The organism is Bacillus sp. SRL337 (assembly GCF_984799155.1).
Genome location: NZ_OZ481793.1, coordinates 449,745 through 463,372 on the forward strand (window position 1 = coordinate 449,745; position 13,628 = coordinate 463,372).

The 13,628-nt window shown below is 45.4% G+C and carries 15 protein-coding genes; 13 read left to right on the plus strand and 2 right to left on the minus strand.

Annotation, left to right across the window (positions count from 1 at the left end; genetic code table 11):
- The first annotated feature begins 4 nt into the window (after window positions 1-4).
- From AC4E8A_RS02295 to AC4E8A_RS02335, 9 genes are all read left to right on the plus strand, one after another.
- Window positions 5-868 carry a thiopeptide-type bacteriocin biosynthesis protein gene (locus tag AC4E8A_RS02295; RefSeq protein WP_490196566.1) on the plus strand — a complete coding sequence of 288 codons (864 nt, stop codon included), beginning with the start codon at window positions 5-7 and terminating at the stop codon, window positions 866-868.
- Window positions 865-1,632 carry a SagB/ThcOx family dehydrogenase gene (locus AC4E8A_RS02300; protein ID WP_490196567.1) on the plus strand — a complete coding sequence of 256 codons (768 nt, stop codon included), beginning with the start codon at window positions 865-867 and terminating at the stop codon, window positions 1,630-1,632. Before AC4E8A_RS02295 ends, AC4E8A_RS02300 begins: the two co-directional genes overlap by 4 nt.
- A 5-nt stretch (window positions 1,633-1,637) precedes the next feature.
- Window positions 1,638-2,618: a hypothetical protein gene (locus tag AC4E8A_RS02305; protein WP_490196568.1), complete on the plus strand. Its 981-nt coding sequence runs from the start codon at window positions 1,638-1,640 to the stop codon at window positions 2,616-2,618.
- Between the two features lie 3 nt (window positions 2,619-2,621).
- On the plus strand, window positions 2,622-3,353 hold the full coding sequence (locus AC4E8A_RS02310) for an ABC transporter ATP-binding protein (RefSeq protein ID WP_490196569.1): 732 nt from the start codon (window positions 2,622-2,624) through the stop codon (window positions 3,351-3,353).
- Window positions 3,346-4,080 (plus strand): ABC transporter permease, encoded by a 735-nt coding sequence (locus tag AC4E8A_RS02315; RefSeq protein ID WP_490196570.1) that lies wholly within the window; start codon window positions 3,346-3,348, stop codon window positions 4,078-4,080. Before AC4E8A_RS02310 ends, AC4E8A_RS02315 begins: the two co-directional genes overlap by 8 nt.
- Window positions 4,081-4,093: 13 nt before the next feature.
- Entirely contained in the window at window positions 4,094-4,225 is a 132-nt protein-coding gene (locus tag AC4E8A_RS02320; protein ID WP_490196571.1) for a hypothetical protein, read from the plus strand.
- A gap of 448 nt (window positions 4,226-4,673) precedes the next feature.
- Window positions 4,674-5,168 (plus strand): sigma-70 family RNA polymerase sigma factor, encoded by a 495-nt coding sequence (locus AC4E8A_RS02325; protein WP_490196572.1) that lies wholly within the window; start codon window positions 4,674-4,676, stop codon window positions 5,166-5,168.
- Window positions 5,165-6,256 (plus strand): anti-sigma factor, encoded by a 1,092-nt coding sequence (locus AC4E8A_RS02330; protein ID WP_490196573.1) that lies wholly within the window; start codon window positions 5,165-5,167, stop codon window positions 6,254-6,256. Before AC4E8A_RS02325 ends, AC4E8A_RS02330 begins: the two co-directional genes overlap by 4 nt.
- Entirely contained in the window at window positions 6,244-6,552 is a 309-nt protein-coding gene (locus tag AC4E8A_RS02335; RefSeq protein ID WP_490196574.1) for a hypothetical protein, read from the plus strand. Before AC4E8A_RS02330 ends, AC4E8A_RS02335 begins: the two co-directional genes overlap by 13 nt.
- A gap of 1,555 nt (window positions 6,553-8,107) precedes the next feature.
- Here the strand turns inward: AC4E8A_RS02335 and AC4E8A_RS02340 are convergent.
- Window positions 8,108-8,785 carry a CPBP family intramembrane glutamic endopeptidase gene (locus AC4E8A_RS02340; RefSeq protein WP_490196575.1) on the minus strand — a complete coding sequence of 226 codons (678 nt, stop codon included), beginning with the start codon at window positions 8,783-8,785 and terminating at the stop codon, window positions 8,108-8,110.
- A gap of 107 nt (window positions 8,786-8,892) precedes the next feature.
- On the opposite strand from AC4E8A_RS02340, the gene AC4E8A_RS02345 reads away from it, so the two are divergent.
- The gene (locus AC4E8A_RS02345; protein WP_490196576.1) at window positions 8,893-9,039 is read left to right on the plus strand and encodes a hypothetical protein; all 147 of its coding nucleotides are present in this window, start codon (window positions 8,893-8,895) and stop codon (window positions 9,037-9,039) included.
- Between the two features lie 206 nt (window positions 9,040-9,245).
- On the opposite strand, the gene AC4E8A_RS02350 is transcribed toward AC4E8A_RS02345, so the two are convergent.
- Complete coding sequence (locus tag AC4E8A_RS02350; RefSeq protein ID WP_490196577.1) at window positions 9,246-10,064, minus strand: zinc-dependent metalloprotease; 819 nt, start codon at window positions 10,062-10,064, stop codon at window positions 9,246-9,248.
- 306 nt (window positions 10,065-10,370) lie between these two features.
- Here AC4E8A_RS02350 and rlmD point away from each other — a divergent pair, with 306 nt between their 5' ends.
- From rlmD to AC4E8A_RS02365, 3 genes are all read left to right on the plus strand, one after another.
- Complete coding sequence (gene rlmD, locus AC4E8A_RS02355) at window positions 10,371-11,744, plus strand: 23S rRNA (uracil(1939)-C(5))-methyltransferase RlmD (RefSeq protein ID WP_490196578.1); 1,374 nt, start codon at window positions 10,371-10,373, stop codon at window positions 11,742-11,744.
- A 240-nt stretch (window positions 11,745-11,984) separates the two neighbouring features.
- Window positions 11,985-12,701: a dihydropteridine reductase gene (locus AC4E8A_RS02360; RefSeq protein WP_490196579.1), complete on the plus strand. Its 717-nt coding sequence runs from the start codon at window positions 11,985-11,987 to the stop codon at window positions 12,699-12,701.
- Between the two features lie 399 nt (window positions 12,702-13,100).
- The gene (locus tag AC4E8A_RS02365) at window positions 13,101-13,553 is read left to right on the plus strand and encodes a helix-turn-helix domain-containing protein (RefSeq protein ID WP_490196581.1); all 453 of its coding nucleotides are present in this window, start codon (window positions 13,101-13,103) and stop codon (window positions 13,551-13,553) included.
- Window positions 13,554-13,628 lie beyond the last annotated feature (75 nt).

The following is a 13,628-nucleotide window of genomic DNA, read 5'->3' on the forward strand; positions in this document are numbered from 1 at the left end:
TGAATTGGAATGGAACTCAAGGCATATCTTCATTCACGATATGTCCTACCATGATTTATTTTTGAAAGAATATTTGAACCCTTTCTTGGAAGAAAATAAGAATACGATTTCCCGTTTCTTCTTTATCCGTTACTGGCAGGGTGGACCACATATACGCTTCCGCTATCAATCAAAGCATCCCGAGCTGGTGGATGTTTCGCTGGAACGCTCCCTGGACTCTTTCAAGGCAGGATACCAGCCGCCATTTACCTTGAGTAAAGAAGAGTATTATAAGCGGCACTCCTTTGACGGCGAGCGGCCCTCTGAGGAAGAGTTGTACTGGGTTGAAGATATGTCAATCAAAGAGATACCCTACCTGCCTGAATACGAGAGGTATGGAGGAAAAGAAATCATGGCATTTTCTGAATCTATATTTCATCAGACGAGCAAGATAGCCCTGGGGAAATTGAGAGAATCTCAAGGGCCCGTTTCATTATCAGCCAAGCTCTTGCTGGCTTGCGATTTCTTTTTGGTGTTGCTGGGCTTTTTGACTGACGATGAAAAGGAGAAACTCCTGGCCCAATATGAATTCTTTTGGAGCCGGTTTGATCAGCAGGGCCAAATCAGGCAGGATCAGATACAGAAATTCCGGACATTATTCTGGAAACAGAAGAGTATCTCCACGGGCAGTCCTTTCGATAGATATCAGCAGGAGAATGAAGGGATCAAAAGCAGCATGGCAAACATCATCGAAGCCGGGCATCGGGACAAGCTTCCGTATTTGATATTCTCCTATATTCATATGTACAACAACCGTATCGGCCTTCCTCCCAACCTGGAGAGTTCAGTTGCCAAGATCCTTTCAAGGGAAGGGGTTGAAAGCTATTGAAGTGGAACTTTTCATTTGACCTGCAAGAGACCAAGAGACAATATGAGACGCTCCACAGGGTATCAAGGCATGCGCCGTCGATTCAAATGCGTAAAGCGCCGCGGAAGGAATACACAGTCAAGAATTTAGATTCAAAAGGGCAGCGGGTAAAGTATAAAGTGGATCCCCAAAACTTTCAAAGATCATCAGGAAAGTCTTTCGTTGAAGTCCTTAGAGAAAGAAGGACTTCGTGGCTCTTTGATGGAGCGGATTTAGGGGAAGAAGATTTTAAAGAAATCCTTCTCTACAGCTTCGGCATCAGTAAAGAAGAAGAGCGGAAACGGACCTACCCATCCGGAGGCCAGTTCTACTCCATCGAGATCTATATCCTTCCGACCCGCCGTTCTGTGGAGAGCGGGCTGCTGGAAGAGAAAGTTTATAAATTCAATGTTAACAGCAATGAAGTTGTTGAAATGGCAGATATCGACCTCACTCAAATCAATCAAATCAGTGCCTCGACAGATGTAGGATTCTTTTCCTTGGAAAATGCTCAATTTGCTGTCGTCCTTGTGGGCAATGACAAGGATCTGGCTGAAAAGTATATGGAGCTTTCCTATCGCATCATGCTGCTGGAGGCAGGGCATATGGCGCAGAACCTCTTATTATCCTGTACGTACAAAGGAATTTCAAGTGTCCCTCTGGGAGGGTTTCACGAAAATGAAATAAAGAAACTGCTGCATCTTCCCAAAGAGAAAATGGTATTCTACACAGTTTTAGGGGGGTGAACGACATGACGGGAGATCAGGCAATAAGGTTGAGGGAGGACTTTCTTATCTTACTCAACCCACGAATCAAGAATGAAGTAATTGTCCTTGATAAGAACGAGGAGAAAATCATCCTCAAATTCAAGGTGAACGAAGCCTTCCTGCAGCAGCCGCTGGACTTTGAATCCGTCATTCGGCGGTTCACAACAGTCCAGGAACTAGTAAAAAGATTGGAAGGAAAGCTGATCTTGAAATTGTTCACAAGCTATCCACATCTCTTTGAGAAGAGAGATTTCTTCGATCAGGAAGTAAAAAAGGACTTTGTTCAATATGAATTCGACCGGACAATACACCTGCAAACACTTTTTGAAACCTATCGGGATCATCAAGAGGAAGAATGCACCTATATCATCTGGGGAATTAATGAAACCAGTCTGGCACTGGTCCGATCCCTTGAAAAAACAGATATGAGGGTGAGAATCATGTCCCCAACTAAAGAAGAGGCAGAAGATATTCAATTCAAGAAGCTGCTAAGCATGAACGGTTCAGACTATGAAACGCCAGAAGACTTCATCCAGTCCATCATTTCGTCTGAAAACATTGGAAGGTACAAGGAAGACTCTCTCAGCGGACAAAACGTGTTCATCCTCGACAACCGCTTGCTTGACCAAGGAATCATATCAGGTGAGGAATACAGCAAGGCGGCAGAGGAAGGGCTGATCATCCATTATGGGTACTACTCAGAAGAGTTTATCGTCGGTCCTTTGGTGATGAATGAAGAAAGCTGTGATTATGGGGATTTCAGTAGAAACTTCAAAGGAATAACGGCATTACCCGCACTTCCCCAAACATTGGTGACAGCAGGCCTTATCAATCGGATAGTGTACTATTTGGAGAAAAATACATTGAAATACTTAGCAGAAGACGTCCAGCTGCCAATCAATCAGGTTTTTGCATTCGACAATTACAGCTTCAACTCAACTATTATCAATATCGAGGGTGAATAGAAAATGATACTAACAGTAAATAATCTGAAAAAATCCTACGGAACCAAGCATGTCTTAAAGGGAATAACATTCGATGTGACAGAAAACAAGATCTTGGCTGTGATGGGGCCCAATGGAGTAGGGAAAACAACCCTTCTTGAAACCCTGATGACGTTAAAGAAATGGGACTCTGGAGAAGTCAGCGTACTGGGGATGGATTTGAAAAAATCAGCTAACCTTTCTAAGATCCGCTCCAATATCGGTGTGGTATTTCAAGAGGGAGGCATGTATGCCTATCTGAAAATCAAGGAGATCCTTGATTTGTTTGCCTCCTTCCATACGATCAGCCGGGAAAGGGTGAACGAAGTCGTCACTACCTTCTCCCTGGAGTCCCACCTCGATGTCAAATTCGAAAAGTTATCCGGAGGCTGGAAAAAGCGGACGCTGCTGGCATGTGCATTTCTCAACTCCCCAAAGCTCCTGTTCCTGGATGAGCCAACGACAGGACTTGATCCGGAAGCAACCAATGATTTGTGGGAGAGCATTCAAATAGCCAAAGAACAAGGAGCCACTATCATTCTTTCGACGCATTCTTTGGAAGAAGTCGACCTCTATGCTGATGAAGTGCTGATTCTAAATGATGGAAGGATTGTTGAGCAAGGAAAGCCGAGGGCACTCAAGACTAAACACCAAACCCTGTATTTTAAAGAAGCTTACTTTAATATCATCAAAGAGAGGAAAGCGGCCAATGAATAAATCACTTTTGAAGCTGAGCAAGTATGACTTTTTAGTTTTCTTCCGGGAACCTTTTTTTGCCCTTCCAATCATGATTCTCCCTGGTATATTCTTCTTCGTCTTTATGAAGATATTCAGCGCCCAGATCGGAGGAGCGGAGAACTTTGGCCCGTACATTCCCATATATGGTCTGCTGATTTCGTTCCTGGTTCTATTCTTTAATATCGGCCTTCAGTATGTAACCGAGAAAGAACGCGGAATTCATAAGAGAATGGTGCTGTCGTCCATCAGTATCTTTCAAATCATCTTAACCTATGTAATAAGGGGAGTCCTTCTTTCCCTGTTAGGATTTGCGCAGATACTGGCCATCGGGGTGTTCGTGTTCAAGACAACCATTACTGATCACATGTTTATGTTCATCCTCACTTTTATAGCCATTATCGGGATTACCTTGCTCTTCAGTTTATCGACACATAATTTGTTCAAGAACTCCAGGCAGGTCCTGCCATACACCATCATCATGTTCCAATATGTGCTGTTCGGTTCAGGACTTATGTTCCCTGTAGAGCAGCTGCCAAGCTATTTGAAGATCTTAGTGGATATCAATCCTTTTTATCATATGAAGGAGATTCTACTTGGTGTGTGGAACTGGACGGGAATTGAGTTGGTGAATGTCCTTTATCTGATTTTCATTATGTTCTTGTGTTTAGGGTTGATATTTGTTAAATCACGCTCAAAAGATTATTAATGGAGGAAAAGTGATGGGAGAAAAGGTGGAAAGAGTTATCGTGGAAGAGAGAGTGAAACAGCAGGGGAATCAAACTCAGCAGGAAAAAGCTTCACCAAACATCATGCAATTGCTTGAGAAGCACTCTACTGGAGCAAACGACTGAACGTATCAGCCGGCAGCCTTATTTAAAAGAGGCTTGCCGGTTTTATTTCATTTGAAGCGAAGGTTGTCAATCATCACTCTGTTGTTTGTCTTCGCCTGTCTCGGCGGTGAAGAAGACCAGCCATACATAAGTGATGCTCTTCCATATTTCGAAAGATGATTGCTTGCCTAAATGCAAAAGCGGGATAATCATCTTTTTTTAGTCACATATATTGCTGCTTCCGGAAGAATCCCAAAAGCCGGATTTTCCCCCTGCAAACTAAGTTTTTCGCTCTGAAAAAAGAGAGAAGCTCTATTCTCTCTTCTTTTTTCGGTCATTACTTTTCGGAATTATGATCAGATAGCAACAAAGTTACGAAAAGAGCCTTTTAGTAAGATGGAATGGATTGCAAAATGCCTGCAACTTTTATAAGGGTTCAATCGTTCTTAAAGTGAAGGGAGGGGAGATATTGGAGATTCAACAACTGTATAAGCTGTACATCCACGATGTCTACCGGTATCTTCTCTCGCTGTGCAAGGATAAAGAATTAGCGGAAGATCTTACGCAGGATACATTCATGAAGGCTTATACTGCACTGGGGGCAATTCCGCCGAATGCTATGAAATCCTGGCTGCTGAAAATCGCCTATCATACGTTCATTGATTACACGAGGAGAAACAAAAAGGTGACAGTTGAAGAGCCGGAGTATTTTACAGGCATGACAGAAGGGCGTTCAGCTGAAGACGAATACCAGGAGATCGCCGCAAAAGAAGAGCTTCATCAAAAGCTGGCTAAGCTCAAACCTCTTCAAAAAGAGGCAATCGTCCTTTGTGACATACAAGGGTATTCCTATAAAGAAGCAGCCGGAATGCTGGGCATCAAAGAAAACACGCTGAAATCCCACATCTTCCGGGGCAGAAGCCGGCTCAAGCTGCTCTACAAGAAAGGAAGTGGCATGGAATGAGTGAAGAATGGAGAAAGAAGCTGCAAGAGTATTATAAGGGCAACCTTCCCGAAGAAGAAGCGGACGATGTGGAAAAAGAACTGGAGAAGCTGGATATCTATCAGGATATCATTTCAGATGAAATGGGGTCAGCCGAACCGGAGAAGGATGAACTGCCTCCTGAGAAGGTAGGGGCCATGTTAAAAGAAAGTGTCCGGAATGCCAGGTTTTCTTTGATTGCCTATGTAACCATGATTCTCCTGCTAATCTATCCGATCCTGACGATGCTGAGTTTCATTTATTTTGGATGGGGAGACCGGGCGAATAAGCTGATTGATGTAGCCGCCCAAACGATCTATGTAACGGAGCCGAATGTCAGCCTGGAGGAAATGGACATCGAGGAGAGTGTCGGCCTGTTTTCGCTGGATGTATACATGGACCTATATAAAAGAGTCGGGAAAAAGGATATCAACTTAGGGGACTGGGTGGTTTCCTATGATCTGGATCGGCCAGAGTTTCCTGAGCGGAACTACATTACGGAGAATCCGCCTGACGATATTCCTTATTTTGATTCCAAAAAATTGTACCACCCTGATGCAACGATATCCAACAGCGATAATGACCCATGGGGTACACTGGAAAAATTGCCGGAGGGTACGGTGGCAGAAGTATATGTCTCGTTGAATCAAGTAAGGGAACCTGCTGACATGCCGGATGTGACAAAGGGCATCGATGTCGAATGGAGATGGTATGCCATTGATACCGGCCTTGAGGCAAAGGGGAAAAGCCTCGAAGGCGGATACCTGCCGCCGATTGGGTATCCTGCCCAGACAGACCCCGATGCCTGGTCGCCTTATCACAGCGAAAAGCCAAATGAAGAACAGTTTATGGACAGCTTGAAATTCCTTGAAAAATATGAGGAGCAAGCGGTGAAAATCTCACATGGAAAATGGCTTGACCTCGACTATCGCATCAAACACCTCGAAGCCAATGGCCTCTATTCATATGGAGGAGTGCTCACCGGCCCGGTCAAAGAGATATTGAAACTGAAAGACAATGACTCGATCCGCCAAATACAGATAGGGGAGGTGCGCTTATGGAACTGGTAAAAAAGAAGCCGGTAAAGACTAAAGAAACAAGGCTTGGCATCGCGTCTTTTATCTGTGCACTGATTTCACTCGCCTACCTGAACATCTTCTTGATTCGGATGGACGATATCGGGCGCCTGTCTGATCTTTTCTTCATGCTTCTCCCTCTGATCGGTGTCGGGTTGGCGCTCTTTAGCTTCATCAGAAGGCAGTATCGGAAAACCTTCGCCTGGTGGGCATTGGGACTGTACGGGTTCATGTTCCTGTGCATTGTGACGATTTCCTTCTTTGGCTTCGTGATCAACCCGAAACCTTGATGTGTAAAACCCGCCATGCTGGCGGGTTTTTATTATAGTTCAAGAGACGACAATGCCTGCATCAGGTCTCTCAAGTCAGGACACCACTTCGCCGGCTCGTCTTATGCCTGTCGGGGCTGATCAAGGCGCTTGCGCTTTTGTATCATCCAGCTACAAGGTCCCAGCGGCTATCGAACTTCAGTCTTTCTCCTTGCGATAAGTCATCATCGAATCGCTTTCGCTCTTCGTGATTCCTTTATCTCATACGAAAGCCTTCCAGTTCGTACGCCGCTAAACGGGACCTTTCCGCTTTAGTATCATCCAGCTCCAGCGGCCAGCTCCTAGCAGATTTCGGTCTTCTTCCTTGCGATAAGTCAACATCAACTCACTACGCTCGTTGTGTTTTCCTTTATCTCATGCAGAAGCCCTCCAATCTGTACGGAGCTGAACGGCCGCTTGCGCTTTAGTATCATCCAGCTCCAGCGGCCAGCTCCTAGCAGATTTCGGTCTTCTTCCTTGCGATAAGTCAACATCAACTCACTACGCTCGTTGTGTTTTCCTTTATCTCATGCAGAAGCCCTCCAATCTGTACGGAGCTGAACGGCCGCTTGCGCTTTAGTATCATCCAGCTCCAGCGCCTAGCCCCTCGGGGTCATAAGCCAATCCGTCAAGAAGGGTAAAGGGCACCCTTCCCGCCGGCTCGTCTTATGCCTGTCGGGGCTGATCAAGGCGCTTGCGCTTTAGTATCATCCAGCTCCAGCGCCTAGCCCCTCGGGGTCATAAGCCAATCCGTCAAGAAGGGTAAAGGGCACCCTTCCTGCCGGCTCGTCTTATGCCTGTCGGGGCTGATCAAGGCGCTTGCGCTTTTGTATCGTCCAGCTCCAGCGCCTAGCCCCTCGGGGTCATAAGCCAATCCGTCAAGAAGGGTAAATGGCACCCTTCCTGCCGGCTCGTCTTATGCCTGTCGGGGCTGATCAAGGCGCTTGCTCTTTTGTATCATCCAGCTACAAGGTCCCAGCGGCTATCGAACTTCAGTCTTTCTCCTTGCGATAAGTCATCATCGAATCGCTTTCGCTCTTCGTGATTCCTTTATCTCATACGAAAGCCTTCCAGTTCGTACGCCGCTAAACGGGACCTTTCCGCTTTAGTATCATCCAGCTCCAGCGGCCAGCTCCTAGCAGATTTCGGTCTTCTTCCTTGCGATAAGTCAACATCAACTCACTACGCTCGTTGTGTTTTCCTTTATCTCATGCAGAAGCCCTCCAATCTGTACGGAGCTGAACGGCCGCTTGCGCTTTAGTATCATCCAGCTCCAGCGCCTAGCCCCTCGGGGTCATAAGCCAATCCGTCAAGAAGGGTAAAGGGCACCCTTCCTGCCGGCTCGTCTTATGCCTGTCGGGGCTGATCAAGGCGCTTGCGCTTTTGTATCATCCAGCTCCAGCGCCTAGCCCCTCGGGGTCATAAGCCAATCCGTCAAGAAGGTAAAGGGCACCCTTCCCGCCGGCTCGTCTTATGCCTGTCGGGGCTGATCAAGGCGCTTGCGCTTTTGTATTAATCAAACGTTTGATTAATAGGTTCAGAAGTATAGAAACAGCTGGGTGTGATATAAATTCCACAGGCTGTGGGCAGCGATGGCAGGGATCAGGGACTTGGTTTTATATGCGGTAAAAGTCAGAAGAAACCCGGCCATGAAAGTGAAGAGCCATGCCTCGGAAGGATGAATGATGCCAAACAGGACGGCGGTCATACTGATCGCCCAGAATGGTTTCAGCAGTCTTAACAGTACAGTCAGCAGGATGCCCCTGAACAGGATTTCCTCGGTTATCGGGGTGAGCAAGGCAGTCCCGATTGTGCTGGCCAAACTGCTGGCTGTAAGCATGTTGTATTTGAAATCGTAAATATAATAGATATCCAGCAGCACTTCAAAGTGAATGCAGAACCGGAAGAGAGTGTAGGGAATCAGAAAGGTGGCAAAAATGAAGAGATAGCTTTTGGGATCTTTCATAGCCTTGAAGTTAAACAGCGGTGTAATCAGCCTCCGGGTTGGAGCAAAGCCGAAAGTGACGATCATAAAATAGGAAAACCATATAAAATCCTTCGCACCGTTGAATGGATCACCTGGGAAAGGAAGCCGGTTGATGAAGTATCCCGGTACGGCCAGGATGACCCCATAAAGCAGGAGATGCAGAAATCGCACCTTGGCATCATTTTTTATCACCGGACTTTCTGGATTCGGCTGCAATTGACCTAACATGAGCAACTCCCCTTTTGGAAAATTCATACATATTAAGTTTATCATAAAAAGATTGTTTTATAGACATATAGAAGGGAAAACACATAAAAAAACAGGAGGGATAGTTCATGTCAGGCAAACAAGAAAAGAATGAAAACCTCAAAGAAACAGAACGCAACTTTCAGGAAGAAAAGAAGAATGAAAGTGTAGAAGACAAAAGCAGAGTGCCCGATCAGCAGAACAGGCTGAAGGATCAGGAGAATTTGAGGCGATAAGTGTGAGGAGGGAATGAAATCATAGAATTTCATTCCTTTTTTACGTAAATGGGGCAAACGTATCCTTACAGGATGGGGGTTACCTCGGTGTACGATTACAAAGAAACCTACTAATAATAGTATTTAATAAAACAATTGCTCTCCGTATGGCAGGTAAATAGACTCGCAAAAAAAGAGGACGAAAACCGCCCTCTCCTCAAAACGTTTTAATTCCCATACCAGCTCTTATTGTTCTGGATCTGCGTATTATGCTGCGGGTGCCAGTAGTCGACAGAATAAGAATAATCATAATTCATGACACAGCGGATGCCACTTCCTTGGGCGTCATGGCTAAGGCCGTAGTTATGGGAAAATTCATGCTGCGCGGCTTTCGCCGTGTTGGTGACACCTTGATCCAAGTTGACACTGAACGCGCTGCCGCCAGGTGCGGAAGGATACACATAGGCGATTCCGCCGGCTTCAAAGTTTGCGTCCCTTGTGAATCCGACAACGAAGTCATAATTGTAGCCGCTCCAGTCCCTGCTCAGGTCGGAGAGGATCTGCGAGCTGTTTCCGCCTTGGGAAGTCCAGTTTGCAACGGCCTGAACTTGAAAGTCGATGCCATGATCACGGGTGAAAGCATCATCTGCCTTTTCAACGATTTGCTGGACGCGTGTCTGCCAGTCGCTGTAGGCTGCACGGTATTCTTCATCGGCCACTGCCAGAACTGTGACTGTTTTAGTGGCGGCCGCTTTTGCCTGGGCTTTATTGGTATTTTTAGATGAGAGCGTTTTTTCTGTTTTCATATTCGCTTTTACTTTTCCGTTTTCATCAAGCTCGACCACATTGGTTGATTTCTCAACGACGGCCGGCCCTTTATCCGGGGCGAATTCCTTCGCTTTTGGAAGGGAGTCAATATACGTGGATGTGACGTTATGGTCATGATGATGCTCCGTTTCAACAGCTTTATCCTTCGCGATGCTGAAGGCAGGGGCGACAGAAAGGGACAGGGCTAGAGTGACAGCGGCAATTTTTGATTTTTTCAAGTTCATTCCTCCTCTAATAGATTACCTACTAAATTCGGAGAAAAAGCCTGTTATCCTGCTGTTTGAGGGTTGGGAAAGAAAGCGGAATTCCACAGATTTTAATTGCGGTTTTCCACGATTTTTGTGGAAACTTTCTTTTTAAACACGCGAGATACCCTCCTTAATTTCAGCTGTCAATCTATTGGAAATAGATCCTTCTTTTCACGGCATAAAAATTACCAATTCAGGGCTGTTACAGCTTTTCGCAATCAGCGGTTCAATTGTGGTACAATCAGTTACGACAAAATGAGCGAAGGAAGTAATACGATGAGTAAAAGAGCACCCGTTAATAAAAACGATTATATAGAAGATGCCTATTTCGAAGACCTGACCCACGACGGGAACGGGGTCACGAAGATCGATGGCTATCCATTGTTTGTACCGAATGCCCTCCCTGGTGAAAGAGGGAAAGTCAAAGTCGTCAAAGCGAGCAAAAACTACGGCTTCGGCAAGCTGATTGAGCTTCATGAAGAAAGTCAATACCGCAAAGTCCCTGAGTGCCCAATCTATCACCAATGCGGCGGCTGCCAGGTCATGCATATCTCTTATGAAGGCCAGTTGAAGGCAAAAGAAAAGCATGTCCGCGATGTCATGGCCCGGATTGGCAAGCTTCCTGAGGTACCGGTGCACCCGACACTTGGAATGGATAATCCGTGGCGGTACCGCAACAAAGCTGCCGTACCGGTCGGCGAAAGGGAAGGCGGGTTGGTTGCAGGTTTCTACCAGCAGCGCACCCACGAAATTATCGACATGGAACGCTGTGCGATCCAGCATGAGAAAAACGACGAGATCATTCAGAAGGTAAAAGAAATCTGCCAAAAGTACGGCATCCGTCCCTATAATGAAGAAAAGCACCGCGGCACCCTGAGACACATCATGACCCGGTACGGATATCAAACGGGCGAAGTGATGGTCGTCCTGGTGACCCGGACAGCGGATCTTCCCAATAAAAATCAAATCGTCGAGGAAATCGTGAGCGCCATTGAAGGGGTGAAATCCGTCATCCAAAACGTGAACTCCAAGAAAACAAACGTCATCATGGGCGACCAGACGAATGTCCTTTGGGGAGAAGAAGTGATCTATGACTTCATCGGCGACGTTAAGTTTGCGATTTCAGCCCGCTCCTTCTATCAGGTGAATCCTGATCAAACACGTGTCCTTTACGAAAAAGCCCTGGAATATGCAGATTTGAGCGGAGATGAAAACGTCATTGATGCCTACTGCGGCATTGGCACGATTTCCCTGTTCCTTGCCCAGAAAGCGAAAAAGGTATATGGAGTCGAAATCGTCCCGCAGGCAATTGAAGATGCAAAGAAAAACGCTGAATTGAACGGCTTCACCAACACCGAATTTGAAGCAGGACCGGCAGAAGTGGTCATCCCCAGATGGTACGAAGAAGGCATCAAAGCGGATGTGCTTGTCGTGGATCCACCGCGAAAAGGCTGTGATGAAGCACTTCTGAATACAATCCTGGAGATGAAACCGGGTAAGGTTGTGTATGTATCCTGTAACCCTGCTACCCTCGCCCGCGACCTGCGAGTGCTGGAAGACGGAGGATACAAAACACAGGAAGTGCAGCCGGTGGATATGTTTCCGCAGACGATGCACGTGGAGTGTGTAGCAACGATAGAGTTGCAATAGCTTTTGATATTGTTTTAGTTGAATATAAAGTGGTTGATGTTCCCCCGAACTAATGGTTCGGGGGATTTTTTTGAACGAGGAGTTGTACGTTTCACAAAAGGAAAAGGTATGGATCAATATCTAGTGAATGCTACTTATATAAATCTTCTTTAAATTTCCAAACGAGTTAATTGAGAATAGTTATCAATTATTGTATAGTATAAAGTAACGATCAATTTACGTGAGTGAGGAGAATGTATTATGCAAATTTATTGGACTAAGATAAATAAAATTATTGAAGAAACGCCTGAGGTCAAAACGTACTTACTCGACATTCCGGAAAACTTCACATGGGAAGAAGGTTCCCACACGCACTTTGCACTGGAAGGGTTTAATGCCGGAGATAAACCAAACCGAAGCCTGATTCGCCATATGTCAATCTCTACTTTACCGCATGAAAATTCAATCGGAATCACGACACGCATTAAAGAGCAATGCTCTGAATTCAAATCGATTTTAAGAAATCTTGATGTCGGAAATGAAGTGGCGATATTTAAAACACATTCGAATGTACCGCTTAAAAGAGAAGGGAAAAGTGTTTACCTGCTGTCATCAGGTGTCGGCCTGGCAACTTTCAGACCGCTTGTACTTGATTATCTCGAACGTGCGGACAATGTTAATCAAGTACATTCCCTGAACATTGATTCATCTAAGGATTTCCTCTTTACTACTACTTTTGAATCAACACCTGATAAGAAGTTCACAGCACAGTTCGTTGATAACCGTAATGACTACTATGAAGAAGTGAACCATCTTGCAGCAGACAAGGATGGACTCTTCTATATTGTTGGAAGTGACGAATTTCTCGTTCAGAACATTGAAGTATTGCGCGGGCATGGAATCAAGCCCGAACAGATCATGCTCGACAAACATGAGCAGTCACTCCAACATTTTTTAGCATTTGAATCAATCAATTAAGTCCTGTTTAGTATCACTCTAAGCATAATGACGGTTCCTATGGTTGTGGAAATCGTTTTCGCGCTGCACAAAACCGGAAAATTGGTGTGAATATGTCAATTGCTCAAGATTACACTCGTGGAGTTTGTGCCACGGCCGATACATCCATAAGAAAAGGGACAAGGGACCGCCTTGGCCCTTTTCTTATGGAACAGGACGAAGTGAACTCCAACCTTGGGTGAGTCCATCTTCCCTCCTGAAAAACAGACATACATAAAAAAGAAACGAACCCTCTCTATATCAAGCTTTTACAGATCCGCAACCAGTGGTTGCACGGGGCTGCAACGATAATTATCTTTACTTTTTAGGCTGATTTCACCAATATGGAATTATAGATTAGTAAAGGGTGGCGTTACGATAATGATATTTAGTGAAAAGTTGAAAACGGAGAGAAAGAACAAAGGCTGGTCTCAGGAAGAGTTGGCTGAACAGCTCTTTGTGAGCCGGCAGTCCGTTTCTAAATGGGAGAATGGCCAGAATTATCCCAGTATCGAAGTCATCATCCGCTTAAGTGACCTATTTGGAATTACCATCGATGAACTGTTAAGAAGTGATGAAGAACTGCAGGAGAAAGTGATTAAGGATAGTAAGCAGTTAGCCTACCCCAAGGTAAAGTTTTTCTTTGATGTACTGTTCTTAATTGGGTTTGTCCTTTTGGTCATGAAGATCGGCGTTCTTCTTCTGAACAAATTTTTGTCTTTTGATATCACTTTTATTGGTGGTTCTTTCCTTTGGAACTTTGGTCCGTTGATATTGATGGTTGGGGGCGGAATCGGTTCCGGTGCCGTTAAGGAGAAATATAAAGAAAGCTGAGGATCGAATTAACGATCTTCGGCTTTTTTCGTAGGTTCTGTTAGGTAAAGGTGTAGGAAGAAGTCGTTTCTTTTT

Bases quoted from the DNA above. Each gene is read 5' to 3' on its own strand.
- AC4E8A_RS02345 (WP_490196576.1), top strand. From the start codon at position 8,893: ATGTCAGGCAAACAAGAAAAGAATGAAAACCTCAAAGAAACAGAACGC.
- AC4E8A_RS02340 (WP_490196575.1), bottom strand. From the start codon at position 8,785: ATGTTAGGTCAATTGCAGCCGAATCCAGAAAGTCCGGTGATAAAAAAT.
- AC4E8A_RS02335 (WP_490196574.1), top strand. From the start codon at position 6,244: ATGGAACTGGTAAAAAAGAAGCCGGTAAAGACTAAAGAAACAAGGCTT.
- AC4E8A_RS02310 (WP_490196569.1), top strand. From the start codon at position 2,622: ATGATACTAACAGTAAATAATCTGAAAAAATCCTACGGAACCAAGCAT.
- AC4E8A_RS02365 (WP_490196581.1), top strand. From the start codon at position 13,101: ATGATATTTAGTGAAAAGTTGAAAACGGAGAGAAAGAACAAAGGCTGG.
- rlmD (WP_490196578.1), top strand. From the start codon at position 10,371: ATGAGTAAAAGAGCACCCGTTAATAAAAACGATTATATAGAAGATGCC.
- AC4E8A_RS02360 (WP_490196579.1), top strand. From the start codon at position 11,985: ATGCAAATTTATTGGACTAAGATAAATAAAATTATTGAAGAAACGCCT.
- AC4E8A_RS02320 (WP_490196571.1), top strand. From the start codon at position 4,094: ATGGGAGAAAAGGTGGAAAGAGTTATCGTGGAAGAGAGAGTGAAACAG.
- AC4E8A_RS02305 (WP_490196568.1), top strand. From the start codon at position 1,638: ATGACGGGAGATCAGGCAATAAGGTTGAGGGAGGACTTTCTTATCTTA.
- AC4E8A_RS02315 (WP_490196570.1), top strand. From the start codon at position 3,346: ATGAATAAATCACTTTTGAAGCTGAGCAAGTATGACTTTTTAGTTTTC.
- AC4E8A_RS02330 (WP_490196573.1), top strand. From the start codon at position 5,165: ATGAGTGAAGAATGGAGAAAGAAGCTGCAAGAGTATTATAAGGGCAAC.